General features: G+C 57.5%; 28 protein-coding genes. 19 read left to right on the top strand and 9 right to left on the bottom strand.

The genetic code is table 11. The annotated features are described in order from the left end of the window. The first annotated feature begins 22 nt into the window (after positions 1-22). Complete coding sequence (smpB, locus tag TR2A62_RS13655; RefSeq protein ID WP_009160197.1) at positions 23-499, top strand: SsrA-binding protein SmpB; 477 nt, start codon at positions 23-25, stop codon at positions 497-499. Between the two features lie 3 nt (positions 500-502). On the opposite strand, the gene TR2A62_RS13650 is transcribed toward smpB, so the two are convergent. Next, the gene (locus TR2A62_RS13650; RefSeq protein WP_009158366.1) at positions 503-997 is read right to left on the bottom strand and encodes a thioredoxin family protein; all 495 of its coding nucleotides are present in this window, start codon (positions 995-997) and stop codon (positions 503-505) included. 412 nt (positions 998-1409) lie between these two features. Between TR2A62_RS13650 and TR2A62_RS13645 the strand changes: the two genes are divergently transcribed. From TR2A62_RS13645 to TR2A62_RS13635, 3 genes are all read left to right on the top strand, one after another. Then, positions 1410-1703: a hypothetical protein gene (locus TR2A62_RS13645; protein WP_009160413.1), complete on the top strand. Its 294-nt coding sequence runs from the start codon at positions 1410-1412 to the stop codon at positions 1701-1703. A 141-nt stretch (positions 1704-1844) separates the two neighbouring features. Further along, a complete protein-coding gene (gene sseA / locus TR2A62_RS13640; protein ID WP_009160557.1) occupies positions 1845-2699 on the top strand; it encodes a 3-mercaptopyruvate sulfurtransferase in 855 nt (284 codons plus the stop codon). After that, a complete protein-coding gene (locus tag TR2A62_RS13635; protein WP_009160916.1) occupies positions 2699-3883 on the top strand; it encodes an amino acid aminotransferase in 1185 nt (394 codons plus the stop codon). Before sseA ends, TR2A62_RS13635 begins: the two co-directional genes overlap by 1 nt. Before the next feature lie 141 nt (positions 3884-4024). Here TR2A62_RS13635 and TR2A62_RS13630 read toward each other — a convergent pair whose 3' ends face one another. Then, entirely contained in the window at positions 4025-5368 is a 1344-nt protein-coding gene (locus tag TR2A62_RS13630; protein ID WP_009158850.1) for an ammonium transporter, read from the bottom strand. A gap of 22 nt (positions 5369-5390) precedes the next feature. Continuing rightward, positions 5391-5729, bottom strand: a complete 339-nt coding sequence (locus TR2A62_RS13625) for a P-II family nitrogen regulator (RefSeq protein WP_009159683.1) — start codon at positions 5727-5729, stop codon at positions 5391-5393. 281 nt (positions 5730-6010) lie between these two features. Between TR2A62_RS13625 and TR2A62_RS13620 the strand changes: the two genes are divergently transcribed. After that, positions 6011-8203: a transglycosylase domain-containing protein gene (locus TR2A62_RS13620; RefSeq protein WP_009157706.1), complete on the top strand. Its 2193-nt coding sequence runs from the start codon at positions 6011-6013 to the stop codon at positions 8201-8203. A 39-nt stretch (positions 8204-8242) separates the two neighbouring features. On the opposite strand, the gene TR2A62_RS13615 is transcribed toward TR2A62_RS13620, so the two are convergent. Then, positions 8243-8635, bottom strand: coding sequence for a hypothetical protein (locus tag TR2A62_RS13615; RefSeq protein WP_223296120.1), 393 nt, complete (start codon positions 8633-8635; stop codon positions 8243-8245). Positions 8636-8829: 194 nt separating this feature from the next. Between TR2A62_RS13615 and TR2A62_RS13610 the strand changes: the two genes are divergently transcribed. The 6 genes from TR2A62_RS13610 to TR2A62_RS13585 all read left to right on the top strand — a co-directional run bounded on the left by TR2A62_RS13610 (position 8830) and on the right by TR2A62_RS13585 (position 14648). After that, a complete protein-coding gene (locus TR2A62_RS13610; RefSeq protein WP_009159507.1) occupies positions 8830-10557 on the top strand; it encodes a type I secretion system permease/ATPase in 1728 nt (575 codons plus the stop codon). Beyond that, complete coding sequence (locus tag TR2A62_RS13605; RefSeq protein ID WP_009160069.1) at positions 10554-11849, top strand: HlyD family type I secretion periplasmic adaptor subunit; 1296 nt, start codon at positions 10554-10556, stop codon at positions 11847-11849. The genes TR2A62_RS13610 and TR2A62_RS13605 overlap by 4 nt, the downstream gene beginning before the upstream one ends. Before the next feature lie 76 nt (positions 11850-11925). After that, positions 11926-12387, top strand: coding sequence for a RidA family protein (locus TR2A62_RS13600; RefSeq protein ID WP_009158058.1), 462 nt, complete (start codon positions 11926-11928; stop codon positions 12385-12387). Next, positions 12384-13139: a glycerophosphodiester phosphodiesterase family protein gene (locus TR2A62_RS13595; RefSeq protein WP_009159100.1), complete on the top strand. Its 756-nt coding sequence runs from the start codon at positions 12384-12386 to the stop codon at positions 13137-13139. Before TR2A62_RS13600 ends, TR2A62_RS13595 begins: the two co-directional genes overlap by 4 nt. 31 nt (positions 13140-13170) lie before the next feature. Then, positions 13171-14355, top strand: a complete 1185-nt coding sequence (locus tag TR2A62_RS13590; RefSeq protein ID WP_009159993.1) for a GNAT family N-acetyltransferase — start codon at positions 13171-13173, stop codon at positions 14353-14355. Between the two features lie 8 nt (positions 14356-14363). Further along, positions 14364-14648 carry a 4a-hydroxytetrahydrobiopterin dehydratase gene (locus TR2A62_RS13585; protein WP_369699505.1) on the top strand — a complete coding sequence of 95 codons (285 nt, stop codon included), beginning with the start codon at positions 14364-14366 and terminating at the stop codon, positions 14646-14648. A 51-nt stretch (positions 14649-14699) separates the two neighbouring features. Here TR2A62_RS13585 and TR2A62_RS13580 read toward each other — a convergent pair whose 3' ends face one another. The 3 genes from TR2A62_RS13580 to TR2A62_RS13575 form a co-directional block, all read right to left on the bottom strand. After that, positions 14700-15320, bottom strand: coding sequence for a hypothetical protein (locus TR2A62_RS13580; protein WP_009159672.1), 621 nt, complete (start codon positions 15318-15320; stop codon positions 14700-14702). Between the two features lie 72 nt (positions 15321-15392). Beyond that, complete coding sequence (locus TR2A62_RS18825; protein WP_009157735.1) at positions 15393-15548, bottom strand: hypothetical protein; 156 nt, start codon at positions 15546-15548, stop codon at positions 15393-15395. A 311-nt stretch (positions 15549-15859) separates the two neighbouring features. Further along, positions 15860-16348, bottom strand: a complete 489-nt coding sequence (locus tag TR2A62_RS13575) for a peroxiredoxin (RefSeq protein WP_009159160.1) — start codon at positions 16346-16348, stop codon at positions 15860-15862. An 85-nt stretch (positions 16349-16433) separates the two neighbouring features. Between TR2A62_RS13575 and TR2A62_RS13570 the strand changes: the two genes are divergently transcribed. The 4 genes from TR2A62_RS13570 (at position 16434) to TR2A62_RS13555 (ending at position 20965) form a co-directional block, all read left to right on the top strand. Further along, complete coding sequence (locus TR2A62_RS13570) at positions 16434-17651, top strand: NAD(P)/FAD-dependent oxidoreductase (protein ID WP_009160722.1); 1218 nt, start codon at positions 16434-16436, stop codon at positions 17649-17651. After that, complete coding sequence (gene rsmD, locus TR2A62_RS13565) at positions 17648-18202, top strand: 16S rRNA (guanine(966)-N(2))-methyltransferase RsmD (protein WP_009158057.1); 555 nt, start codon at positions 17648-17650, stop codon at positions 18200-18202. Before TR2A62_RS13570 ends, rsmD begins: the two co-directional genes overlap by 4 nt. Positions 18203-18270: 68 nt before the next feature. Next, positions 18271-19506, top strand: a complete 1236-nt coding sequence (locus TR2A62_RS13560; RefSeq protein ID WP_009159519.1) for a putative DNA modification/repair radical SAM protein — start codon at positions 18271-18273, stop codon at positions 19504-19506. A 7-nt stretch (positions 19507-19513) separates the two neighbouring features. Beyond that, positions 19514-20965 (top strand): UdgX family uracil-DNA binding protein, encoded by a 1452-nt coding sequence (locus TR2A62_RS13555; RefSeq protein ID WP_040820769.1) that lies wholly within the window; start codon positions 19514-19516, stop codon positions 20963-20965. Here TR2A62_RS13555 and map read toward each other — a convergent pair. Both map and sfsA read right to left on the bottom strand, forming a co-directional pair. Next, complete coding sequence (gene map / locus TR2A62_RS13550) at positions 20962-21768, bottom strand: type I methionyl aminopeptidase (protein WP_009159641.1); 807 nt, start codon at positions 21766-21768, stop codon at positions 20962-20964. The genes TR2A62_RS13555 and map overlap by 4 nt on opposite strands. 51 nt (positions 21769-21819) lie before the next feature. Next, positions 21820-22524 (bottom strand): DNA/RNA nuclease SfsA, encoded by a 705-nt coding sequence (sfsA, locus tag TR2A62_RS13545; RefSeq protein ID WP_009158389.1) that lies wholly within the window; start codon positions 22522-22524, stop codon positions 21820-21822. Between the two features lie 42 nt (positions 22525-22566). Between sfsA and TR2A62_RS13540 the strand changes: the two genes are divergently transcribed. The 4 genes from TR2A62_RS13540 to TR2A62_RS13525 are packed head-to-tail and all read left to right on the top strand — an operon-like array spanning position 22567 to position 25529. Continuing rightward, on the top strand, positions 22567-23289 hold the full coding sequence (locus TR2A62_RS13540; protein WP_009160213.1) for a molybdopterin-binding protein: 723 nt from the start codon (positions 22567-22569) through the stop codon (positions 23287-23289). Next, entirely contained in the window at positions 23286-24023 is a 738-nt protein-coding gene (locus TR2A62_RS13535) for an N-acetyltransferase (RefSeq protein ID WP_009159168.1), read from the top strand. The genes TR2A62_RS13540 and TR2A62_RS13535 overlap by 4 nt, the downstream gene beginning before the upstream one ends. A 4-nt stretch (positions 24024-24027) precedes the next feature. Next, positions 24028-24606, top strand: a complete 579-nt coding sequence (locus tag TR2A62_RS13530; protein WP_009158623.1) for a peroxidase-related enzyme — start codon at positions 24028-24030, stop codon at positions 24604-24606. Further along, a complete protein-coding gene (locus TR2A62_RS13525; RefSeq protein ID WP_009157592.1) occupies positions 24603-25529 on the top strand; it encodes an OmpA family protein in 927 nt (308 codons plus the stop codon). The genes TR2A62_RS13530 and TR2A62_RS13525 overlap by 4 nt, the downstream gene beginning before the upstream one ends. Positions 25530-25593: the final 64 nt, after the last annotated feature.

The following is a 25593-nucleotide window of genomic DNA, read 5'->3' as shown; positions in this document are numbered from 1 at the left end:
CCAGCCCGCCTATATCGCGGGGATGGCTAAGAAACCCAACACTGACCCCAACTACAAAGTGATCGCCGAGAACCGGCGCGCGCGCTTTGATTATGCCATCGAGGATGACATCGAGTGCGGGATCGTCTTGATGGGCTCAGAGGTGAAATCGCTTCGCACGGGGCAGTCGAATATTGCCGATAGCTATGCCGCTGTAGAGGATGGTGAGTTGTTTCTAACCAATGCCTATATCGCGCCCTACACCCGCGCCATGTTTGGCCACGAAGAGCGGCGCAAGCGCAAGCTGTTGGTGAGCAAGCGTGAAGTTGCACGGTTGTGGAATGCGACGCAGCGCGAAGGGATGACGTTGGTCCCGCTGGTTATGTACTTTAACCACAAGGGTCTGGTGAAAGTGAAAATCGGCACCGCCAAGGGTAAGAAGAACCACGACAAGCGCGAGACGTCGGCCAAGCGTGACTGGGGTCGCCAGAAACAACGGCTTCTCAAGCACGGCGAGTGACGGCTATCCGTTGATGTGGCTTGTCTCTTGTACCTTGAGAAGGTTCGACTGAACCGGCCCACGAATGATCCGCGACACATCCCCAGAGGCATCAAACAGAACAAGGGTCACGTGGTTGACGCCGTAGCGCGCGGCAAACTCGACACCTGATTGGGTTTTGATGTTGGCCACCATGTAGTCAAACGTCTCGTCATCAAAGCCACGCAAGATGCGACGGGTTTGACCCTGAAGCACCTGACATTGATTGCACTGTGGATCGTGGATTTGAACGATGGACGGGCGGCCATTGCCAACGCGGCTGAGGTCAGCCTCGGCCATCCGTGCCTGTACTGACGTCGCACCAAAGTAACCAGCAATACCCAGAATCGGCACCGCGATTGCGCCGGACTTGATCCAGCGCATCATATCGCGTCGCGACATCGGGTTGGGCTGTTTCGCAGGCGCCGCTGCTGTACCATGTCTAGATTTCTGCGGACTGCGTTTGCGTTGCTTCTTCATCTAAACCTGCTCTGATGACGGTGTAGGCGATCTGGGTTTCCGCCCTTGCTGCGACGGTGGTCAACATCCGTCGCGCGCGCAACCGTCTCGCGAAAACGTGAGGATCTGCTGGCACCAAAACCGGACCCCAACCACCGGATCACGCCAGTTCAGGAATGGGCGCCATCCTAACAATCACCAAACCATTCGTGTTTTGATTGCGGAATCCGGCAGATTCAGAACGCGTATGATCCAATATTCAACATACATTTCAATAGGTTATAAAGAGATTGCGGTGACCATGGCCAATAGGGGGAACGGCGCTCGGTTTCTCCCTCTCGTCAGGTGACACCATATATTGTTAGATAGAGTAAACCGGATACTGTTGGTCGTAGCCCGGTGCTTTAGAATGACCGATGGGAAGGAATAGAACATGGAACTCATTATCAGCCTGATTTCGGGTGCGGTTGGCGGCAACGTAGCTGGCGGCCTTTTGAAGAACCTTAACCTTGGCATGCTGGGCAACTCGATTGCTGGTATCGTCGGTGGTGGTGCTGGTGGCGCAATCCTCGCGAACCTCGGTGTGGACCCAGGTGCGGTTGCAGGCGGTGCAGAGGCCGCAGGTCTCGATATCGGTTCGATCATCAGCCAAGGTGCTGGCGGTCTCGTCGGCGGTGGTGGCCTGATGGCAATCATCGGTGTCGTCAAGAACATGATGGCCAAGTAATCGAATTCGAACCCCACGGAGTTTGTCGAATTGAGCGGGGCGTCTGACAGTGGTCAGGGGCCCCGTTTGTCTGTGCCGCAAGGCTTGCCAGATGTAGCGCAGGACGCTAGGGGGTTGAGCATTGGACAGGAGGCCCGCGCCATGACGGATGATCCACAGACACTGGTGTCGACCGAGTGGTTGGCCCAGCACCTAAAAGAACCCGATCTGCGGATCATCGACGCCAGCTGGCACATGCCAGACGCCGGCCGCAATGCTGCTGCTGAATACGAGGCAGGTCACCTGCCCGGCGCGCGGTTCTTTGACATCGACGAAATCAGCGATCACCGCAGCGCGTTACCGCATATGGTCCCACCGGTTGAGAAATTCATGAGCCGGATGCGGGCGATGGGCATTGGCGACGGACATCAGATCGTCGTCTATGACACCAACGGGCTGTTCTCGGCCGCGCGCGTGTGGTGGTTGCTCCGTCTGATGGGCAAGCGCGACATTGCAGTGCTGGATGGGGGCAAGCCCAAGTGGGTTGCCGAGGGACGTCCAACCGAAGATTTGCCACCCGTGATCCGCGACCGTCACATGACAGTCCAGGTCCAAAACCAGCTGGTGCGTGATGTGACCCAAGTGGCCCGTGCGTCCAAGTTGAACGAAGCCGAAATCATCGACGCCCGCGCAGGCGAGCGGTTCCGCGGCGAAGTGCCAGACCCGCGCCCCAACATGCGGTCGGGTCGTATTCCCGGATCCAAGAACGTGTTCTTCAAAGACCTGTTGAACGCGGATGGCACGATGAAAGACGTGGACGGTCTGGCGGCTGTGTTCAAAGCGGCAGGTGTCGCGATGGACCGCCCAATGATCACCACCTGCGGGTCAGGTGTGACCGCCTGTATTCTCTCCCTCGCGCTGCACCGGTTGGGCCGCGACGATGTGGCTGTTTACGATGGATCATGGTCCGAGTGGGGCATGTTTTCCGATCTTCCAATTGCAACAGGAGACACCTGATGTTCGAGGCTCTACAAGACCAACCCAAAGATAAAATTCTGGCGCTGATGGCGCTGTATCGTGCGGACCCGCGCGACAGCAAAATTGATCTAGGTGTTGGCGTCTACAAGAACGCCCAAGGCATCACACCTGTGATGGGTGCAGTGAAAACCGCCGAGGCGCGTTTGGTGCAGACCCAAGAGAGCAAGAGCTATGTCGGCCTGACGGGCGACCCTGCCTTTGCCGATGTGATGGTCGAGCTGATCCTTGGCGATGCGGTTGCGCGCGAACAGATCGCCCATGCGGCGACACCGGGCGGCACTGGTGCTATTCGTCAGGCGTTTGAGCTGGTCAAGATGGCCAGCCCCGATGCAACAATCTGGATGTCGAACCCCACGTGGCCAAACCACCCGTCGATTGCCAAGTATCTGGGCATGAACGTCGCCGACTACCGGTATTTCGACGAAGCGACGGGCGGCGTAGATTTCGACGGCATGTGCGCCGACCTGAAACAGGCGAAACGTGGTGATCTGGTGTTGCTGCACGGCTGCTGCCACAATCCAACAGGTGCAAACCTGACCCTCGAGCAGGTCTGCAAAGTGGCCAGCATCGTCAAAACGACAGGCGCAACTGCGCTGGTCGATATCGCCTACCAAGGGTTTGGCGATGGCTTGAACGATGACGCAGCGGCAACGCGCGTTTATGCATCCGAGATCGACGAAGTGCTGATCGCGGCAAGCTGCTCTAAGAACTTTGGCATCTACCGCGAACGCACAGGCATCCTGTTTGCCATCGCGCGGGATGCGGGAACCAAGGACCGTGCGCAGGCAACCTTGGCCTATTTGAACCGTCAGAACTTTAGCTTTCCGCCTGATCACGGCGCGCGCGTTGTGACTACGATCCTCGAAGACGCAGAGCTGCGCAGCGCGTGGTTGTCCGAGCTAGAGGCCACGCGCCAAGGGATGCTGGATCTGCGGACACAATTGGCCGACGAGCTACGCCGCCTGACCAATTCAGACCGGTTTGATTTCCTTGCTGTGCACCGCGGGATGTTCTCGCGTCTGGGTCTGAGCCCCGAGATTGTCGAGCAACTGCGCGACGATCACGCGGTCTATATGGTGGGCGACAGCCGCATCAACATTGCAGGTCTAAACGCGCAAACTGTGCCCGTTCTGGCGGCCGCGATAGCAGGTGCAAAGATCTAAGATTAAGACCTATGAGCTGAACAAAGAGCGTCCGACCGTTGGGTTGGGCGCTCTTTTCTTTTGTGAGACCCACACGTCGACAGACATAAAAAAGGCCCGATGCAAACATCGGGCCTTCTTTTGTTGCAGCTCTGGAAGACGTTAGCCGCGTGTAAACTCGGGGTAGGCTTCCATTCCCAGTTCGGCAGTATCGAGACCTTCGATTTCTGCCTCTTCGGAGACGCGGATGCCTGTTACTGCTTTGAGCACATACCAGACGATACCGCTGACCACGAAGGTGAAGACACCGACGATGATGATTGGCATCAGCTGACCCATCAGGGTTGCGTCGCCGTTTGTCAGCAAGACTGCGAGTGTGCCCCAGATACCTGCAAAGAGGTGTACCGGGATCGCGCCAACAACGTCGTCGATTTTCAGCTTGTCGAGCATTGGAACTGTGAAGACCACGATCAAACCACCGACGGCACCGATCAGAGTTGCTGCACCCAAGGATGGTGTCAGCGGCTCGGCTGTGATGGCAACCAGACCAGCAAGTGCGCCGTTGAGGATCATGGTGAGGTCAGGCTTTTTGTAGAGAAGCTGTGTCAGGATCAGTGCTGTGAACGCGCCACCGCATGCTGCGGCGTTTGTGTTCGAGAAGATCCGCGAGATGTCAGCAACATCACCCACTGTGCCCATTGCGAGCTGCGAGCCACCGTTAAAGCCAAACCAGCCCATCCACAGGATGAATGTACCCAGTGTGGCAAGCGGCAGGTTGGAACCCATCATTGGGATCGTGCGGCCGTCTTTGTATTTGCCGATACGTGGACCGAGGATCAGAGCACCAGCAAGAGCCGCCCAACCACCGACCGAGTGCACGACTGTCGAGCCAGCAAAGTCGAGGAAGCCGTATTGGCTGTCGAGGAAGCCGCCGCCCCATTTCCAAGATGCTTGGATTGGGTAGATGATGCCTGTCAGGATCGCGACAAAGATCAGGAAGGGCCACAGTTTGACGCGCTCGGCCAAGCAGCCGGACACGATGGAGGCTGTCGCCGCACAGAACATCAACTGAAAGAAGAAGTCCGAACCGGTGGCTGCATAGCTATAGTCGTCTGCTTCTGCAGCACCGATGCCAACCGCCTCGAGAACAGCAGGAGCAAAGAGAATACCGAGGTATCCGCCTGTCTCGTCTGTACCGATCGACCAGCTACCCAGTGGGTACATCAGGTTATAGCCGATCAAATAGTAGGCAATCGCTGCGAGCGAAAAGAGACCCATGTTTTTGGTCAGCTGCATGGTCACGTTCTTGCTGCGTACGAGGCCAGCCTCGAGCATGGTAAAGCCAGCGGCCATCCAGAACACCAAGAAACCGCCCATCAGGAACAAGAGCGAGTTGAAAATAAAGACGCTGTCGGTCGAGGCGTTAACGCCTGCCTCTTGCGCCATAACAGCAGCGGGGGCAGTGCCCAGGGCCGCTGTTGTCAAAAGAAGTTTTGTCAGTTTCATATTCGTTTCCTCTGATCTGCGCTTAGACGGCGTCGTCGCCAGTTTCGCCTGTGCGGACGCGCATTGCGCCTTGGACATCAAGCGTAAAGATTTTGCCGTCGCCGATTTTGTCGGTCTTGGCTGTTGTTGCGATAGTCGACACGACTTGGTCAGCCATGCTGTCGACCACGACGATTTCGAGTTTCACTTTGGGGACAAAGTTCACTGCGTATTCTGCGCCGCGATAGATCTCGGTGTGGCCTGACTGTGCGCCAAAGCCTTTGATTTCTGTGACCATCATGCCTTTCACGCCGATGGTGGTGAGCGCTTCGCGCACCTCCTCGAGCTTGAACGGTTTGATCGTTGCGATGATGAGTTTCACGTCTGTCCCCTTTTGGTTGACTGCGATTCAAATGGACGCGGGCGGTTGATGCCCGTTGCGGCTAGAAAGAGGTGTGTGAAGGGCATGAGCAAGAAATGGCGCACAGAAACATTCATGAATCCGACCACATTGCACAATTTTTGCACAAATTGTGTTGCGCGATTAATTTTTAAGCACACCAGAGTCGAAACCGAGCTGAAAACGGCGGTTACTTTTGGGCAGGGACGCGGTAGTTTGAGCAAAACAAAGAACACACGCCGAATTAAATGGTGGGCAGTAGTATGAGCGGAACAGGTAAAAAACGGCCGCCTTTGGTCGCTGACAAACGCTATGGGGCGGCAAAGCCCAAGCCAAAAGCAAAACCCAAGGCAGCGCCTGCGCGGCGCAAACCGGCTGCGCGTAAACGTACCGCACCTGCGCGCAAGCGGGGGCCTATCGGTCGCCTGTTTGGGTTTCTGGCCAGTTTGATCTGGCGTATTTTCCGATTCTTCTTTGGGTTCTTTTGGCGCGGCGCTGTTGCGGTCACCGTTCTGATCGGACTGGGTGTCTTTTACTATGCCGCGACATTGCCGCCGATTTCTGAGCTGGTTGACGGTCGCGCACGCGGATCTGTCACGCTACAGGATCAGGGTGGGCGCACCTTTGCATGGCGTGGGGAACAGTTCGGCGGAATGATCACCGCAAACGGGGTCAGCCCACATTTGCGCAACGCGGTCGTCGCAACCGAGGACAAGCGGTTTTACGGTCATATGGGCGTGAGCCCGCGCGGCATCGCCAGTGCGGTCCGTATCAACCTGCGCGCAGGACGTGGGCCATTGTCGGGCAACGGTGGATCGACGATCACCCAACAGGTGGCCAAGCTGCTATGTTTGGGGCAACCCTATGTTCCTAGCGATTGGGACAGCGAGGCGGCCTATGAGGCTGACTGTCGCCGCACCACCATTTGGCGCAAGGTCAAAGAGGCGACCTATGCCATGGCGCTAGAGGTCAAATACACCAAGGATGACGTTCTCACGATCTATCTGAACCGCGCCTATCTGGGCAGTGGATCACGCGGGTTCGAAGCCGCGGCAAACCAGTATTTCGGGCATGGGGCCGAGGCCGTCACACCGGCAGAAGCCGCGATGTTGGCGGGATCGCTCAAGGCGCCGTCTGTCTATAACCCTGCGAACAATCTGCAACGCGCGCAAGACCGCGCAGCGACCGTGATCAAGCTGATGCACGAACAGGGGTATCTAAGCGAGAGTGCGCAGCAGCAGGCATGGGACAACCCAGCGACATTGTCACCCGCGGCCCAGCGCCGTGCGGGCGGATACTTTGCCGACTGGGTTATGAAGGCGGGACCAGAGTTCTTTACCCGCAACACCACCGAAGATGTGATCATCAAGACGACACTGGATCAGCGCATCCAGACCGCTGCCGAAGACGCGATGCAATTCGTTTTCGACACCAAGGTCCGTGCAGGGTCAAAGGCGCAGGCCGCAATTGTAGTGATGGATGCGGGTGGCGCTGTGCGCGCTATGGTCGGCGGTCGCGAGACGCGCGTGTCCGGTGCGTTCAACCGTGCCATTCAGGCGCGACGCCAGCCCGGCTCGGCGTTCAAGCCGTTTGTCTATGCGACCGCGCTTGAATTGGGTGCAACGCCCTTTGACATGATCAACGACGCGCCACTGTGTTTGAACATCCCTGGTTCGGGGGAATGGTGTCCGCAAAACTACACCAAGGAATACGAGGGGCCCGTGACGCTGACCCAAGCGTTGGTGGAATCGCTGAACACACCTGCTGTGCGATTGTTTGAACAGGTCGGCGGCGACAATGTGCGTACGGTCGCCACTCAGTTCGGCATTCAGAGCGATCTGGCGCTGGGCCCTGCATTGGCGCTGGGGTCGTCGGAAACCACATTGCTGGAAATCACAGGTGCCTATGCTGGCATCCTCAACGGTGGATCGTCCGTGACGCCATACGGATTGGTTGATCTACGGTTCATTGGGGACGATGCGCCATTGATGGAGACACAGTCAGGCATCGGCGAGCGGGTGATACGCGAAGACGCCGCACGCCAGCTGGTCTGGATGATGAACCAAGTTGTCGAGCAAGGCACCGGCAAGCGCGCCCAATTGGAAGGTATCGAAGTTGCTGGCAAGACCGGCACAACACAGGCCGCGCGCGATGCGTGGTTTGTAGGCTTTACCGGCGATTATGTTGCCGGCGTCTGGATGGGGTATGATGACAACAGCCCGTTGACGGGCGTGACGGGTTCAGGCCTGCCTGCCGACATCTGGCGCGAGACAATGTCACGTGTCACTGTGGGCCAAACAATTGTGCCGTTGCCCATGACCGTGCCTGTCGCACCGCAGGTGGCGCAACCCGCGCCAGCACCAGCAACAGCGCCACAGCAACAACAGCGCGGCAACGATCCGTTAGGCGACGCGATCAACGGGATTCTCAATGATCTGTTTGGTGGTGGGAACTAGGCACAGGTCCGTGCGGACACTGCGCGATGCCGCCGTCGGCTATTCACCGTCGGTGCGCAATGAGTCCAGTGCGATGTCTGCGGCATCACAGGTTTCGTAGGCAAAGGCGTATCCGTTCCACGCTATGATGATCCCACCTGAGGCCGAGCGCATCAACATCGCACGTTCGGTCCATGTTTCGCCCTCGCCCGAGCACTGCATCGTATAGAGCTTGGCATCCATATCGACGACATTGACGGGATTGGTCATGCGGCACTGGCTTTCGACCCCATAGAAAATTCCGTCCTCGATCCGCAAGGCGCCTCCATCCATACCAACGGCCGTGCAATCAGCGTCCGAGGTCAAACGGTAGGTCCCGTCAAAGCTGGTGGCACTGGCGACAGAGGCCATGATCAAAAGGGCGGCGGGGGGGGTCAAAATGGATTTCATCATGGGACAGGACATATACCAATTGAGCAACGTTTCAACGTTGGCGTGACTTTTGCACCGCACTGTGCCCGCAAGGGACGCTGACGCATCAGAAACGGAATGGCGGAAAAATACAAAGGACATCTTAAGTTTATTCCGTCATATTCAGGTCGAATAGCTGCGGTATAAAGACCGCACGCCGAATAGGATGCAGGAACATGGCACATCAACACGCCGCTGGATTAGCAGAGCTACGTGCTGCACGCAGCGAGAGCCGCAAGCTGTATTGGGCCGTCGGAGTGTTCAGTTTCTTTGCCAATCTGCTGATGCTCACTGGGCCGATCTACATGTTGAACGTGTATGATCGCGTGCTCGGGTCGCGGTCGATTGAAACGTTGATCGCGCTTTCTGCGATTGTTGCGTTCCTCTATGGCATGATGGGTTTGATGGATTATGTGCGGGGTCGCGTCATGGGACGGGCTGGCGCACGGTTTCAATCACGGTTGGACAAACGTGTTTTTGATGCGGTCATGCAGATGGCCAGCCGCGGGGCCGCACCGGCCCGCAACACTGGATTGAATAATCTAGAGGCTGTGCAGCGTGTGATGACATCGCCCGTTCTGATGGCGTTGTTTGATATGCCTTGGACGCCGCTATTCTTGGCCGGCATTTTCATTTTCCACCCATGGCTGGGGATGCTCGCCTTGGGCGGAGGGGTGTTGTTGATCCTCGTGACTCTGATCAACCAATGGACCACGCGCCGCCCCGTTACAGAAAGCAACAGCAAGAGCGCGCGTGCCACGCACATCGCCAGACAGCTGAGCGATGATGCCGAGATGGTTCAGGCCATGGGCATGACCAAAGCCGCCTACACCCGCTGGATGGGCGCACGGCAAGAGGCGCTGAGCGCCACGATTTCTTCGTCTGATCTGACAGGTACATTTACCGCGATGACCAAATCGCTTCGGTTGTTTTTGCAATCGGCCATGTTGGGATTGGGCGCGTATCTGGTACTGCAAAACGAACTAACAGCTGGCGCGATGATCGCGGGATCGATCCTGTTGGGGCGCGCACTGGCACCCGTTGAACAGGCGATTGGACAATGGGCCATGGTGCAACGCGGGCAACAAGGTTGGGCCAGCTTGGCTGAGTTGCTGACAGTTGTGCCCGTAGCACAACCGCGCACGGCGCTGCCCCGCCCTGACGCGGTGCTGGACGTCCAAGAAGCAACGATCATTCCACCGGGACAAAAGGCCGCCGCGCTGCGGATGATAAGCTTTACCGTCAAACCTGGTCAGGCGGTTGGTGTGATCGGCCCATCTGGTGCGGGCAAGACCACGCTGGCGCGTGCGTTGACGGGCGTGTGGCCGCCAGCAGGTGGCAAGATCCGTTTGGGTGGTGCTGCGCTAGATCAATACGAGCCCGAAGTTCTGGGCCAGCACGTTGGATATTTGCCGCAGCGGGTGCAGCTGTTTGATGGCACGATCAAAGACAACATCGCGCGGATGATGATGAATGCCGATGATGCCCAAGTTGTTGCCGCAGCTAAATCAGCAGCCGCGCATGAAATGATTGTGGGTCTGCCTGATGGCTATGACACGATTGTCACGGCAGGTGGCGGGCGATTATCCGGCGGGCAAATTCAACGCATTGGACTGGCACGCGCATTGTTCGGAGACCCCGTTGTTGTGATCTTGGACGAGCCAAATTCGAACCTAGACAACGAAGGGTCGATGGCGCTAAACGCAGCGATCAAAACGCTCAAGGCCGAGGGACGCGCCGTGTTGGTCATGGCGCACCGGCCTGCTGCGATCCAAGAATGCGATACCGTTCTTATGATCGAGGGCGGTCTGAAAAAGGCGTTCGGCCCTAAGGATGAAGTGTTGGGCAAGGTCGTGGCGAACGCCAAGGCGCTGGCGCAAAAGAGCAAAGGCGGTGTGACATGAGCACCTCTCAGACATGGAGCGCGCGCAAGCCTCTGATTATCGGATTTCTGGCGCTGATCGTTCTGGTCGGTGGTTTTGGCACTTGGGCTGTGCGGACTCAAATCACGGGCGCCATTATTGCGAGCGGTAGGATCGAGGTCGATCAGAACCGCCAGATCATTCAACACCCAACGGGCGGCATCGTGGCCGAAATTCTTGTCCGTGAGGGTGAGCCTGTCGAGGCCGAAGAGATCCTGATGCGGCTCGACGACAACGCCTATCGGTCAGAGCTAGCTATTATCGAAGGGCAGTTGTTCGAATTGATTGCGCGTCGCGGGCGACTCGAGGCGGAACGTGACGGGATGAAAGAAATCGTCTTTGACATGCTGCTGGATGAGGCTGGCGCGCAGGGTGAAAGCCTGAAGGCGGGGCAGTTGCGTCTCTTTGTGGCGCGGCGTGCATCTGAAGATAACCAGATTGACCAGCTGACGAAACGCGCGGGTCAAATTCGCAATCAGATCGAAGGCATCGTTGCACAGCAGGCTGCCTTGACCGAACAACTGGCGTTGATCGAAGAAGAACTGGTCAGCCAGCAGGCATTGCTGGACCGCGGATTGGCACAGGCAGCGCGGGTTCTGGCGCTACGGCGAGAAAAGGCGAGCCTGTTGGGAAGTCAGGGTGATTTCACAGCACAGATCGCACAGGCCGAGGGGCGGATCACCGAAACCGATATTCAGATCATCACGCTGGACAACGAAAGGCGCGAAGACGCGATTACCCGTCTGCGCGATCTGCAGTTCAACGAATTGGAACTGAGCGAACGTCGGGCCGCGTTGCTGGTGGAATTGGACCGTCTGGACATTCGCGCGCCCGTCTCTGGCATCGTCTATGACCTGACAATTTTTGCACCGCGTTCTGTTGTGCGGCCTGCTGATCCGCTGATGTATCTGGTGCCGCAGGATCGTCCGCTGGTGATCGCAGCCGAGGTTGAAACCATCCACATCGATCAGGTTTTCGTTGGCCAAGAGGTCAACGTGCGCTTTTCCGCATTTGACCAAAGACGCACGCCCGAGCTGATCGGTCGGGTGACCCAAGTGTCCGCAGACGCGTTCGAGGACGAACGGCGCGGTGCTAGTTTTTACCGTGCCGAGATTATTCTCGTGGATGGCGAGATCGAAAAGCTGCCCGATGATCTTACGCTCATTCCGGGGATGCCCGCAGAGAGTTTCCTGCGCACGGATGATCGCACCCCACTGGATTATCTGATCAAACCGCTGGCGGACTATTTTGCCAAGGCGTTCCGCGAATCGTGATCACGCGCGGGGCGTTGCGGGCACCGACAATAGGGGATAGCTTGAGCGCAATATTTGTGTCGAAAAGGACCCCCCTATGAGCATCGAAGCCACCCTCGCCGATTTGGGCGTCACCCTACCGGATGCCGCAGCACCCGCTGCCAACTATGTGCCCTATGTCGTTGTCGGCGATATGGTCTATGTGTCTGGCCAAATCTCGCAGGACGAAAACGGGTTCATCATCGGCAAACTAGGCGACACGATGGATGTCGAGGCGGGCCAAGCTGCAGCCAAGACCTGTGCCATTAGCCTGTTGTCGCAAGTCAAAGCCGCGTGCTGGGGCGATATCGACCGATTGGTCCGCGTTGTGAAATTGACGGCGTTTGTCAATTCGACCCAAGAGTTCGGCGACCAGCCAAAAGTCGTGAACGGTTGCTCTGACTTTCTAGTCGCGGCGCTGGGTGACGACATGGGGCCACATGCGCGTTCCGCCGTTTCAGCGGCCAGCCTTCCGTTTGGTGTGGCTGTCGAAATCGAAGGCATCTTTCAGATCAAATGATGCAGCTACCTGCCTCTTTCTTCGGGCGACCGATTGCGCATCGTGCCTTGCATGACGTGACGGACGGTCGCCCAGAGAACAGCCGTGCGGCGATCATCGCAGCGGTCGAGGCGGGATACGGTATCGAGATTGATTTACAGCTGTCGGCAGATCATGTGCCGATGGTGTTTCACGACTATGATCTGGCGCGCTTGGCCGAGGCCACCGGCCCGATCCAATTGCAATCCGCATCAGACCTCGCGGCGATCCCGTTAAGGGGTGGCACCGAGGGCATACCCAGCTTTGCCGAGGTGTTGGACCTAGTCGCGGGACGCGTGCCGCTGCTGGTCGAGATCAAGGATCAAGACGGCGGGTTGGGACCTGACGTGGGAACGCTAGAGACCGCGACTGCCGAATTGATCAAAGACTACGACGGCGACATCGCTGTGATGTCGTTCAACCCTCATGCGGTGGTGGCGATGCGCGATGTCCTGCCTGATGTGCCCCGTGGATTGGTGACCTGTGACTACAACGTGGACGACTGGCCTGTGGTCAAGGCGGACGTTCGCGAGCGGCTCGCTGACATTCCTGATTTCGAGGCTGTCGAGGCCTGTTTCATCAGCCATGACCGCAACGACCTAAACAGTGCGGCCGTGGCGCGGATCAAAGCCGCCGGTTATCCAGTCTTTACATGGACCATCCGGTCGCCTGCCCAAGAGGCAGAAGCCCGCAAGATCGTAGATAATGTGACGTTCGAGCAGTATCTGGCTTGACCCACGCGGCCCTGACCCCAAATGCTGACCTATGACAGAGACACCAATCGAGATTAACGTCCTGAGCAGCCTGAGCCAGATTGAGGCTACTGATTGGGATGCCTGTGCCTGTCCAGAGGCCGCCATTGGGCGACCCAACGATCCCTTCACAACCCACCGGTTTCTAAGTGCGCTAGAGAACAGCGGCTCGGTTGGTCAAGGCACGGGATGGACGCCGCGATATCTAACTGCGGTGATTGACGGTCAGGTGATTGCCTGTGCGCCGCTCTATGTAAAATCGCATTCGCAGGGCGAGTATATTTTCGACCACAACTGGGCCCATGCTTATGAAAATGCGGGTGGCAATTATTACCCCAAGCTACAGATGGCGGTGCCGTTTACGCCCGCGACGGGCCGACGGTTTCTAACGTGCGCAGGGTTCGAGGAAACCGGTATCGCGGCCCTGACCCAAGGTGCCGTTCAATTGGCTGCCGAGAACGAACTGTCGTCGTTGCATGTGACGTTTTGCACCGAGGACGAGGTCGCCGCGGGCGAGCAGATGGGATTGATGGCGCGAGCGTCACAGCAGTTTCACTGGTTCAATGATGGCTATTCGGATTTCGACGCCTTCCTCGCGTCACTGACCTCGCGCAAGCGCAAGAACATCCGCAAAGAGCGGTCGACAGCGCAAGGGTTTGGCGGGCAGATCCTGACGTTGACGGGGGACCAGATCAAGCCAGAGCATTGGGATGCGTTTTGGTATTTCTATCAGGACACGGGTGCGCGGAAATGGGGCACGCCCTATTTGACCCGTGCGTTTTTTGACCTCGCCCACGAGATGCTGCGCGACGACATGTTGCTGGTGCTCGCCCACGAGAATGGTCGCTACCTCGCGGGGGCGCTGAATTTCATCGGGCGCGATGTTCTCTATGGTCGCTATTGGGGCGCGCGCGAAGACATCTCCTGTCTGCATTTCGAGATGTGTTACTATCAGGCAATCGACTATGCGATTGCCAATGGGCTGTCGCGGGTCGAGGCGGGTGCACAAGGGTCCCACAAATTGGCGCGTGGCTATTTGCCAGTCACCACCCATTCGTTGCATTGGATTGGTGACGCTGGTTTAGCCGAGGCGATTGGCCGTTATCTAGAGGCTGAACGAGCAGCGATTGACGAAGAGATCGAAATCTTGACCAGCTATGGGCCGTTCAAGAAGGTACATGTAGAGGAACAAGAATGAGCGTTTTAATGACCCCGGCAGACCGTGACGCCGAAATCGTACCCCTATTGGCCAACGGTTGGTCAATGGTCGAAGGACGCGATGCGATCCACAAGACGTTTGTTTTTTGGAACTTCATCGACGCGTTCGGTTTTATGACACGGACCGCGATCTGGGCGGAGAAGTGGAACCATCATCCGGAATGGTCAAACGTGTACAAAACTGTCGATGTGGTTTTGACCACCCATGACTGTGATGGGCTCAGCGCGCTGGATGCCAAGCTGGCCCACAAGATGGATCAACTGGCAGGATAGAAAAGAAAACGAGCCGCCACTGTGTCAGGGCGGCCCGATCTAGGAACGAATTTATTCGACTTCGTTTGCGTTATACGCGACCCAACGGCCCAGTTCAGGCAACGTGGAACCATGTTTGGAGGAACCACCAAAATTCATAGTGATGCCAACGCTCAGGGTGTTGAAACTATCGCCATAGCAGAAGCCATCATCGTCATAGAAAATCTGCATATGCTGCATTTTTACAAAGCCGACATAGTTTCCGAAATCACGTTCAGCACCGACTGACAGATCCAAAATTCGGTTAGAGTATTCGTCGTCATACTTAACCCCACCGGCAATCGCCAGTGCGCCTGTCAATGCGTACCCGTTTTCGAGGTTATAGCGGCCCCCGACATTCAGGAACGGTGCATTGCTGGTCGATTCGTTATATTCGTCATCACCATCAACAAAGCCGAATTGGGCATAGTAATCGCCCCAGCTCTGGTCATGCGCGAATTCGACGCCAAGATAGCGATAGGTCATACGCTCGTCTGCGTCGCCATAGTCATCCTGCACACCTGCACCGATAAACACACCATACGACATATCACCGTCCGACTTGAGACCGCGCAACGTGAGGTCAAACAGGGTACTTGTTGCGTCGTCGTCACCAAGGTCGTCGTCGGTCTCAGAAATTCTGCCGTAGTGCAAGGTTGCAACGCCCGTGATGTCACCAAATTCGCGAGCGTATCCGAAAGAAAAATCGCCCTGAACACGTCTGTCCTACCCATCGAGTCCATCGTTGGATTCGAAGTTCGAGCCGCCGTCCTGATTTCCCCAAAGTCCGATCAACCCTGTAAACTGGTACGATGGCTCTTGGGCCACGGCTGGCAATGCTGCTGCCGCCGAAAGCAATCCTGCTAACATAAATGTCTTCATATTCGTCTTCCTCACAAAGCTACAAAGGCCACCCTCGCTTCAGACGATAATACCACCACCAAACTTCCATCTGGGGCATTTGTAAAAGGTTTCTATGCATAAGAAGTGCCTGTATTAACCCAATGACCTTTTTTTCAGCGAGATACGCGAGAAATTGCAATGGAGTAAAGATGTTCAACAAACCCGCGGCACATGGCGGTTTGGGTTTCGGCCAACTGTTTGTGCGCCGAAACTATGAGCATCCATTGATGGAAAGCACAAAAAAGGGCGCTCCCAAGGAGCGCCCTGTTGGTTGAATATTTTGTCTGCAGTTACATCGCGTCGAGCAATGTCTCGCCAGCAGAGATTTCGCATTCGCCGAGCGAGCCTTCGAGGTTTAGGATTTTCACGACGCCGTCTTCGACCAACATCGAGTACCGCTTGGAACGGTTGATCAGGCCAACAGGGGGCGCTGTGAAATCCATGCCGATCGCTTTGGTAAAAGTCGCGTCAGGATCGCCAAGCATGGTAATACCTGCTTCGCCTGCGCCGGTGTCCTTGGACCAAGCATCAAGGACAAAGGGGTCGTTGACGGTGACGCATACGATACGGTCGACGCCTTTGGCACGAAAGGTGTCAGCGGTGCGCACAAAGCTGGGCACATGCGCGGTCGAGCAGACGCCAGTATAGGCACCCGGCAGGCCAAACACTACGACGCGACCGTTGCCGATGATGTCGCCACCGCTCGCCTCTGCTGGGCCGTCCGAACCCATGTGTACGAAAGTAGCGGCTGGCAACGTATCGCCGCTGGAAATTGTCATAATGCACCTCTGATCTGTGATTGCGTCGGTTGATAAGAGGGATATAGGCTGCGGCAAAGCGTTGGACCAGCCAAAGGGCGCATTCATGTCACATATCGTTGTTGTAGGAGCCGGACAGGCCGGATCGTCCTTGGTCGCCAAGTTGCGCGCCGAAGGGTTTGACGGAGAGGTCACATTGATCGGGGTAGAGCCTGTGCCACCCTATCAGCGCCCACCTCTGAGCAAGGCCTACCTGCTGGGCGACATGACCAAAGAGCGTCTGTATTTGCGGCCTGCGGAATTCTACGCGGATCAAAACATCACGTTGCGCACAAGTGTTCGGGTGACTGGGATTGATCCAGTGGCCAAGATTGTCACGCTCGAAGGGTCCGAAGAGATCGCGTACGACCAATTGGCATTCACAACGGGATCGCATCCCAACACGTTGCCCGCGGCGATTGGAGGGACGTTGGACAAAGTCTATACCGTGCGGGATTTACAGGATGCCGATGCGATGGCCCCCCATTTCCAAGCGGGCAAGCGCGCCTTGATTTTGGGTGGTGGCTACATCGGGTTAGAGGCGGCGGCGGTCGCTGCGAAAAAAGGTGTCGCGGTGACACTGGTTGAGATGGGCGAGCGGATTTTGCAACGGGTCGCCTGTGCGCAAACCTCTGACTATTTCCGCGCCTTGCACAGCGACCACGGCGTCGACATTCGCGAAAGCACGGGGTTGGCGCGGCTAATTGGTGACGGTGCGGTCACTGGGGCCGAGTTCACCGATGGCACCACATTGGACGTGGACTTTGTGATCGTTGGTGTCGGCATCAAGCCCGCCTCTGTTTTGGCCGAGGCAAGCGGGATCGAAATGGCCGCTGGTGGCATTGGAACCGATGCGTTCGGGCGCACAAACGATCCGTCGATTTGGGCCGCGGGTGATTGCGCGTCCCTGCCCTATCGTGGAACGCAGCTGCGGCTCGAGAGTGTGCAGAACGCGATTGATCAGGCAGAGGCCGTCGCGCGCAACATGCTAGGCGCTGAAACCGAATATAGGGCCAAGCCATGGTTCTGGTCGGATCAATATGACGTAAAGCTGCAGATTGCCGGTTTGAACATTGGATATGACAACATCGTCGTGCGGGCTGGCGACAAAGACGGATCGGTGTCGCACTGGTATTTCCGTGGAGATGTATTGCTGGCGGTGGATGCCATGAATGATCCGCGCAATTACATGATCGGCAAGCGGTTGATCGAGGCAGGCAAGTCGCCCGCAGCGGCGGCAATCGCGGACCCAGAGACCGATATGAAAGGTCTGCTCAGCGCATGAGAGTGATTGCGGGGCGGCATCGTGGACTGACACTTGCGTCCGTCGGCAAGGGCGATCAGGCGGCGCATCTGCGTCCAACGACGGACCGCGTGCGCGAGAACCTGTTCAATATCCTTGTGAAATATGGACAGCCCAAGGGGCGTGTGCTGGATCTGTTCGCAGGAACCGGCGGTCTGGGAATTGAGGCGCTGTCGCGCGGGGCTGAGAGTGCCGTATTTGTAGACAACGGTCGGCGGGCGCTTGATCTGCTGAAACACAATATCGGGCTGTTGCGCCGAGAAGGCGATGCGGTCGTGATCGCGATCGATGCAGCCTCTTTGCCGGTCAACAAAGGCGCGGCCTGTGATCTGATCCTGTTGGACCCACCCTATGGTAAAAATCTGGGCGCGCCAGCGCTGACCCGTGCACGTGAAAACGGATGGATCGCCGAGGGCGCAATTATCGCATGGGAAGACGAATGTGCCCAAGAGCCACCCCATGGGTTTGATCTGTTGGACCACCGCACCTACGGCAATAGCACGCTGACGTTCTTGGAAAACTCGAACCGCTGATGCGACAAAATGTGTCTGCGGTACGGTTGCAGATTGCCATATCCACAATCGGAACATAAAGTGAACAAATGGTTCAACGTTCTGTTCAGGAAAAGCTCGCCATCCTTAGTGATGCGGCCAAGTATGATGCGTCTTGTGCGTCGTCGGGGTCGACAAAACGGGATTCGCGCGATGGCAAAGGTCTAGGTTCTAACGAGGGGTCCGGCATTTGCCATGCCTATGCGCCGGATGGGCGCTGTATCAGTTTGCTCAAAATACTGATGACGAATTTTTGCATCTATGACTGTGCCTATTGTATGAACCGTGTATCGTCGAATGTGACACGTGCGCGGTTTTCCGTGGATGAAGTGGTCAAGCTGACGATTGATTTCTACCGGCGGAATTATATCGAAGGGTTGTTCCTATCCTCGGGGATCATCCGATCGCCCGATGCCACGATGGAGGATATGGTCTGCATTGCGCGCAAGCTACGGCACGAAGAGCATTTTCGCGGGTATATCCATCTAAAGACAATCCCAGATGCAGCACCCGAGTTGATCGAAGAGGCGGGGCTGCTCGCCGACCGATTGTCGATCAATGTCGAGTTGCCGACAGATGCCGCCGTCAAAAGCTATGCACCCGAGAAAAAGCCCGAGCAAATCCGGGCCGCGATGGCCGATGTTCGGTTGCGCAAAGAGGTTGCCCGCGACCGGACACATACGGGACGCAGGGCGCCCAAGTTTGCGCCTGCGGGACAATCCACACAGATGATCGTAGGCGCAGACGGATCCAATGATGCGGCGGTGCTGGGCCAATCAACTCGGCTCTATTCCAGCTACAAACTCAAGCGGGTGTATTATTCCGCATTCTCCCCGATCCCAGATGCGTCGTCCAAATTGCCGCTGGTGTCGCCCCCATTGCAGCGCGAACATCGGCTGTATCAAGCGGACTGGTTGCTGCGGTTTTATGGGTTTGATCTGGATGAAATCACGGGGGTGACGCCGGATGGGAACCTCGATTTAGGAATTGATCCCAAGCTTGCGTGGGCGTTGCAGCATCGCGGGTTGTTCCCGATGGATGTGAACCGTGCGAGCCGCGAGATGTTGCTGCGGGTGCCGGGGTTTGGTGTGAAGACGGTCCAGCGAATTTTGGGAACACGACGCCACCGTGCGCTGCGATACGAAGATCTACAACGGATGGGTGCGTCGCTGAAAAAGGCGCGGGCGTTTATCACAGCTGTGGGGTGGACGCCGCGCAACCTGACGGACAGTGCAGATTTGCGTGCGCGGTTTGCGCCGCCGCCAGAGCAACTAAACCTGTTGTGACACGACCATGACACGGCGGATCACGATACCCATGATTGGCGCGGCAGAGGCATGGCGCAAAGCCGCACGCGGCGCGTTGCAAGACGGCATTTCGCCCGATCAAATCATGTGGGGCGATGCGGATGCGCCAGAGGATTTGTTCGACACATTTGAGGTCGCGCGCGGCCGTGCTGAGGCTGTGACGGTGCCACGCAGTTTTATCGCGTTGGCCAACCGGGTCGTCTGGCATTCAGACCCCAGCCGGTTTGCGCGGCTCTATGGATTTGTGTGGCGGCTACGGGATGCACCGCATTTGATAACGGACCGCGGCGACGCAGATTTGGCCACATTGCGCGCGATGGAGAAAAATGTCCGGCGGTGCCAGCACAAGATGAAAGCCTTTGTCCGGTTTCGAGAGATTGGCGAGGCTGAGGCCAACAGGCGGTCGTTTGCCGCGTGGTTCGAGCCTACGCATTTCACAGTCGAGCCGACTGCCGATTTTTTTGTCCGGCGGTTTGCAGACATGGATTGGCGGATCTATACACCGTCGGTTTCTGCGGTGTTCGAGGACGGCAAGTTGCGGCTAGAGGCAGGTTGCGACAAGCCGGATTTGCCCCACGATGGGGGCGAGGAATTGTGGGTGACATATTTCCAGAACATCTTTAACCCTGCGCGGCTCAAGGTGCAGGCGATGACATCAGAGATGCCAAAGAAATACTGGAAAAACATGCCCGAGGCGGCATCAATCCCGCAGATGATTGCGGATGCGCCGGCCCGTGCACGCGCCATGGCCGAGGCCGCGCCAACGTTGCCCCATATCCGCGTGGACCGTGTGCTGGCCCAAGCGCAAGCGCATCAATCTGCGTGGGACGGACCCGCAGCAGGCCTGCCAGCAGCGATCCGTAATTGCGCGCGCTGTGAACTGGCCTGTCATGCGACACAGGCCGTTCTGGGCGAAGGGCCCAAGACTGCGCCCTTGATGATTGTTGGCGAGCAACCGGGGGACAAAGAGGACCTGCAGGGGCGGCCATTTGTGGGTCCAGCGGGACAGTTGTTTGACGAAATCGCAGAAGAGGTCGGGCTGGACCGCAGCCAAGCCTACGTCACCAACGCCGTTAAACATTTCAAGTTCAAAGCACAGGGACGCAGGCGTATTCACCAGCGGCCAAATAGGTCCGAGATTGACCAATGTCGTTGGTGGTTGGATGCAGAAGTGCGTCGGGTCGCGCCACGACTGATCGTTGCGATGGGTGCTACGGCCGCTGAGGCCCTGACAGGTAATGGCGACGCGATTTTGAAACGGCGCGGGACAGTTCAGATTGCCGACGGACATCCGCCCGTTTTGATCACGCTGCACCCATCTTACATTCTGCGGGCACGTGACATTGATACGCGTTTGCAAGCCGCTGAACAGCTGCGCGTCGATTTGCGTCGCGCAGTCGATTTGGTCGCAGCACCACGCAAGCTGGCGTCAGCCTAGTACGTCGGGTGAAAAGTACCGTTCGGCGAGAGCGTGAAAATCTCAGGCCCATCGGCGGTGATGCCAATCGAGTGTTCGAATTGGGCCGAAAGTGATTTGTCACGGGTCACAGCGGTCCAGTCATCCGCGAGAATTTTCGTCTCGGGGCGACCAAGGTTCACCATAGGCTCGATTGTAAAGAACATGCCCTCTTCGAGAACGGGCCCAGACCCTGCGCGACCATAGTGCAGCACGTTGGGCGGAGCATGGAACACGCGGCCCAAGCCGTGGCCACAAAAGTCACGGACAACAGAGGTGCGTTGTGCCTCGGCATAGGTTTGGATGGCGTGACCGATATCGCCAAAGGTATTGCCCGGGCGCGCGGCCTCGATCCCCAACATCAAAGCGTCGTGAGTAATCTGGATCAGGCGTTCGGATTTCCGCGACAGTTTACCCGCGACATACATACGAGATGTGTCACCAAACCAGCCATCGACGATAACCGTGACGTCGATGTTCAGGATGTCACCATCTTTTAGCGTCTTGTCACCAGGGATGCCGTGACAGACCACGTGGTTCACGCTGATGCAGCTTGCGTGCTTGTAGCCTTTGTATCCGATGGTCGCAGATTTCGCGCCAGCGTCGTCGACCATTTGCGTAATAACGCGGTCGATCTCGGCGGTGGATTGGCCCGGAAACACGTGTTGGAACATCGCATCTAGGATTTCAGCCGCCAGTTTACCTGCGGCATGCATACCTGCGAAATCAGATGGATCGTGGATGCGGATGCCGTCTTTGGTGAGGCGGCCTTTGTGATCGGTCACGGGTAGAACTCCTGCGGTTTCCAGACAAATAGGACAGAACTGAGACGAGTTCTAGGGGGCCGTAAAGCCAAGCGGTTTTCCCAGCGCCGTGGCGTCCGTGCTGATGGTCGTGTCATAACACAGCGTCTCGACGCCAGACGCACGGGCGGCGGTATATGCGGCCGCATAGGCAGGGTCGATATCTACGGCAAGGGTCATGTGATCGCAGGCCATATTTTGCACCAGATAGAGCATGACCGCGCGGTGACCTTGATCAACCATGGCCGAGAGATCACCAAGGTGTTTGGCCCCGCGGGCGGTTTTGCTGTCAGGAAATTCAGCGAGCGTGCCTGCGCGGTGCAACGTGACTGATTTCACTTCGACATAGCAATCGGGCAGACCGTCGCCTGTCAGCAGAAAATCAATGCGCGAGTTGCCAGAATACCTCACCTCGGGCCGAACGTTTGTGTAGGCGGCAAGCTCTGGAATAAAGCCCTCTGCCAACGCCTCGGCGACGATGCGATTGGCAAGGCCAGTGTCGACGGCCACCAGACCCTGTTCGGTTTCGGACAGACGCCAGCCGAATTTCAGCTTTTTCTTGGGATCATCGTTGGGTTCTACCCAAATGCGCGCGCCCGCGTCGCGAAGGCCCAGCATCGAGCCGGGGTTCGGACAATGGGCTGTGACCTCGTGCCCGTCGTCCAAACGGATGTCGGCTAGAAACCGTTTATACCGCTGGATCAGCGTCGCCGGCACAAGAGGGGTTTGAAAGCGCATGGGCGGGACCTATACCCAAGGAGAGATCAAAGGAGAAGAGTGATGGCGAACCCCACAGCAGCGATGTTGGTAATCGGTGACGAGATTTTGTCAGGCCGGACGCGCGATGCGAACATGCATCATCTGGCAAACGAACTGACGGCCAAGGGGATCGATCTAAAAGAGGTCCGCGTGGTGTCTGATGACGCGCCCGCGATCGTGGCTGCGGTGCGCGCGCTGAGTGCGGCCTACGATCATGTGGTCAGCAGTGGCGGCATTGGCCCGACCCACGATGATATCACCGCCGATTGTATTGCCGAGGCGTTCGGCGCCAACATCTGTGTGCGCGGTGATGCAGCCGCATTGTTGGGTGCGCATTACGAACGGCAGGGCCAAGAGTTCAATGAGGCGCGCCAACGGATGGCGCGTATTCCCGATGGCGCAGTTCTGATCGACAACCCTGTGTCTATCGCACCAGGTTTTACGTTGGGAAATGTGAACGTGATGGCCGGTGTGCCTAAGGTATTTCAGGCCATGGTAGAGACTGTTTTGCCCCTTTGGACGGGCGGTGCACCGTTGATCAGCGACACCTTGCGTATCAATAGGGGCGAGGGCGATATTGCGGGACCGTTGGGTCAATTGGCCGAACGCTATTCGGATCTGTCGATCGGGTCTTATCCCTTTCAAAAAGACGGCAAGTTTGGCTCAAACATCGTGATCCGGGGGCAAGACGCCGCACAGGTCGCAGCCGCAATGACGGATTTGGCAGCGGCATTCCCCGAATGACCCTGCCTGACGAAACAAGGCTCTATCAGATCATCGAGACGACATGGCCCCCTGCGGCGACGGCGATGGCCGGACCTTGGACCATCCGTGACGGCGGTGGTGGCCAAGGTCGCCCAAGCAGCCGTGTGACTGCGGCCACTGATGATGGCGGAGCGCGCGAGACAGACATTGATTTGGCCGAAGCCAAGTGTCGTGCATTGAACCAACCCCCGCTGTTCATGATCCGCGCTGGCGAAGACGCATTGGACGGTTGGTTGGCCACACGCGGCTACCTGATCAAAGATCCGGTCAACCTATATGCAGCACCGGTTGAGGCGCTGTTGGGCGACGTACCGCCTGTCACAAGTTTCGAGGTTTGGCCACCGCTCGCCGCATCGCGTCAGGTCTGGGCAGAGGGCGGCATCGGGTCAGGCCGCGTGGCCATCATGGAACGGGCTACCTGCCGCAAAGTCACGTTATTGGGCCGCACCAATGATGCACCCGCGGGTGCCGCCTATATCGGTATCGATGGGGATGCGGCGATGATCCACTGTGTCGAGATTGCACCCGCACATCGGCGCAAGGGGTTGGCGCGGCATCTGATGCGCGCAGCGGCACGTTGGGCACAGGCGAACGGGGCCGCGTGGTTCACGTTGGTGACCACCCGCGAGAATGACGGTGCAAATGCGCTCTATGCTTCCCTCGGGATGCAGGTTGTGGGACACTATCATTACCGTTTCCATCCTGAGGGCTGAACCTATGACCGACCAACCAACCGCATTAGATTTACCGATGGTAGACCCGCTGCCTGAGGCGACGCAAAAATACTTTGATGTGTGTCAGGACAAGCTGGGGATGGTGCCAAATGTTCTGAAATCCTATGCCTTTGACATCGACAAGCTGAACGCCTTTACGGGGATGTATAACGATCTGATGCTGGCAGACAGCGGCATCACCAAGCTAGAGCGCGAGATGATCGCGGTGGTCGTGTCGTCAATCAACAAGTGTTTCTATTGCCTGACGGCCCATGGTGCTGCCGTGCGGGCGATGTCGGGCGATCCAATACTGGGCGAGCAGTTGGTGATGAATTACCGTGTCGCCGATCTGGATGCGCGGCAGCGGGCGATGCTGGATTTCGCGGCCAAGATGACAACGTCGAGCGCCGAGATTGACGAGGCAGACCGAGCAGCGCTGCGCCAGGTCGGCTTTTCGGACCGAGACATTTTTGACATTGCGGGCGTGGCTGGCTTTTTCAATATGACCAACCGTGTGGCCAGTGCGATCGACATGCGACCCAACGACGAATACCACGCACAGGCGCGTACGCTCAAAGCATGATCCGCACAGCTGTCATAGCATGCATTTTGGGCGGTGCGGCACAGGCCGCGACGTTAGAGTTCCCGTCAAATGCCACACGCGCATTGAACGATGTGCGCAGCCCTGACAGCCATTCCGTTGCAATTGGCGCCTATGGCGAAAGCACCGTGCCGATGCGAGAGGTCACAGGCGAGGTCACCCGTCAGGCATGGATGATCGACGCCCCTGGCATCACGACCGCACAAATCATTGGACCGCTGCGCGAACAGCTGGTGGCTGATGGGTTCAATGTTGTCTTTGAATGCGAAACGGATGGCTGTGGCGGGTTTGATTTCCGCTTTGCGATCGATGTGTCGCCAGCCCCTGCAATGATCGTGGATTTGGGCGATTTCCGCTATGTTTCGACCAGCAAGGGGGACGAAGTCGTCAGCCTGATGGTGAGCCGCACCAGCACCCGTGGGTTTGTTGATGTCACCCGTGTTGGGCCGTCAGGCAGCGCCGTCGCACAAAGCAGCGCACCGGCTGTCCGCGCAACCGTCGCCCGAACAGATGCGGCGGCCGTGCCAGATGATTTCGGCGCCGCATTGGAAACGGATGGGCGTGTGGTTCTCAGCGATCTGGCGTTTCAGGTCGGGTCGTCAAATTTGGGGGATGCCGCGTTCGCATCGCTTGATCTGTTGGCCGAATACCTGAGCGCAAATCCGAACAAGACCATCGCGCTGGTCGGACACACGGACAGCTCGGGGCCATTGAACGGCAACATCGCGTTGTCCAAACGGCGTGCGTCATCGGTTCTGGATCGGTTGACCCGCGACTATGGCATTCCTCGTCGCCAGATGGAGGCCGAGGGCATGGGGTATTTGTCGCCACTGTCCACGAACCTGACCCAAGAGGGCCGAGATCTGAACCGGCGGGTCGAAGTGATTGTCACATCAACCGAATAGCATGCGCGCACAAGAAAATGGCGTGAACCGGTATGGGTCCACGCCAGTTGGGCTTGCAGTATCT

Source organism: Thalassobium sp. R2A62, from assembly GCF_000161835.1.
GTDB lineage: Bacteria > Pseudomonadota > Alphaproteobacteria > Rhodobacterales > Rhodobacteraceae > Thalassobium.
The sequence above is the reverse complement of the archived record's forward strand: the minus strand, read 5'-3'. Positions and strand labels throughout refer to the sequence as shown.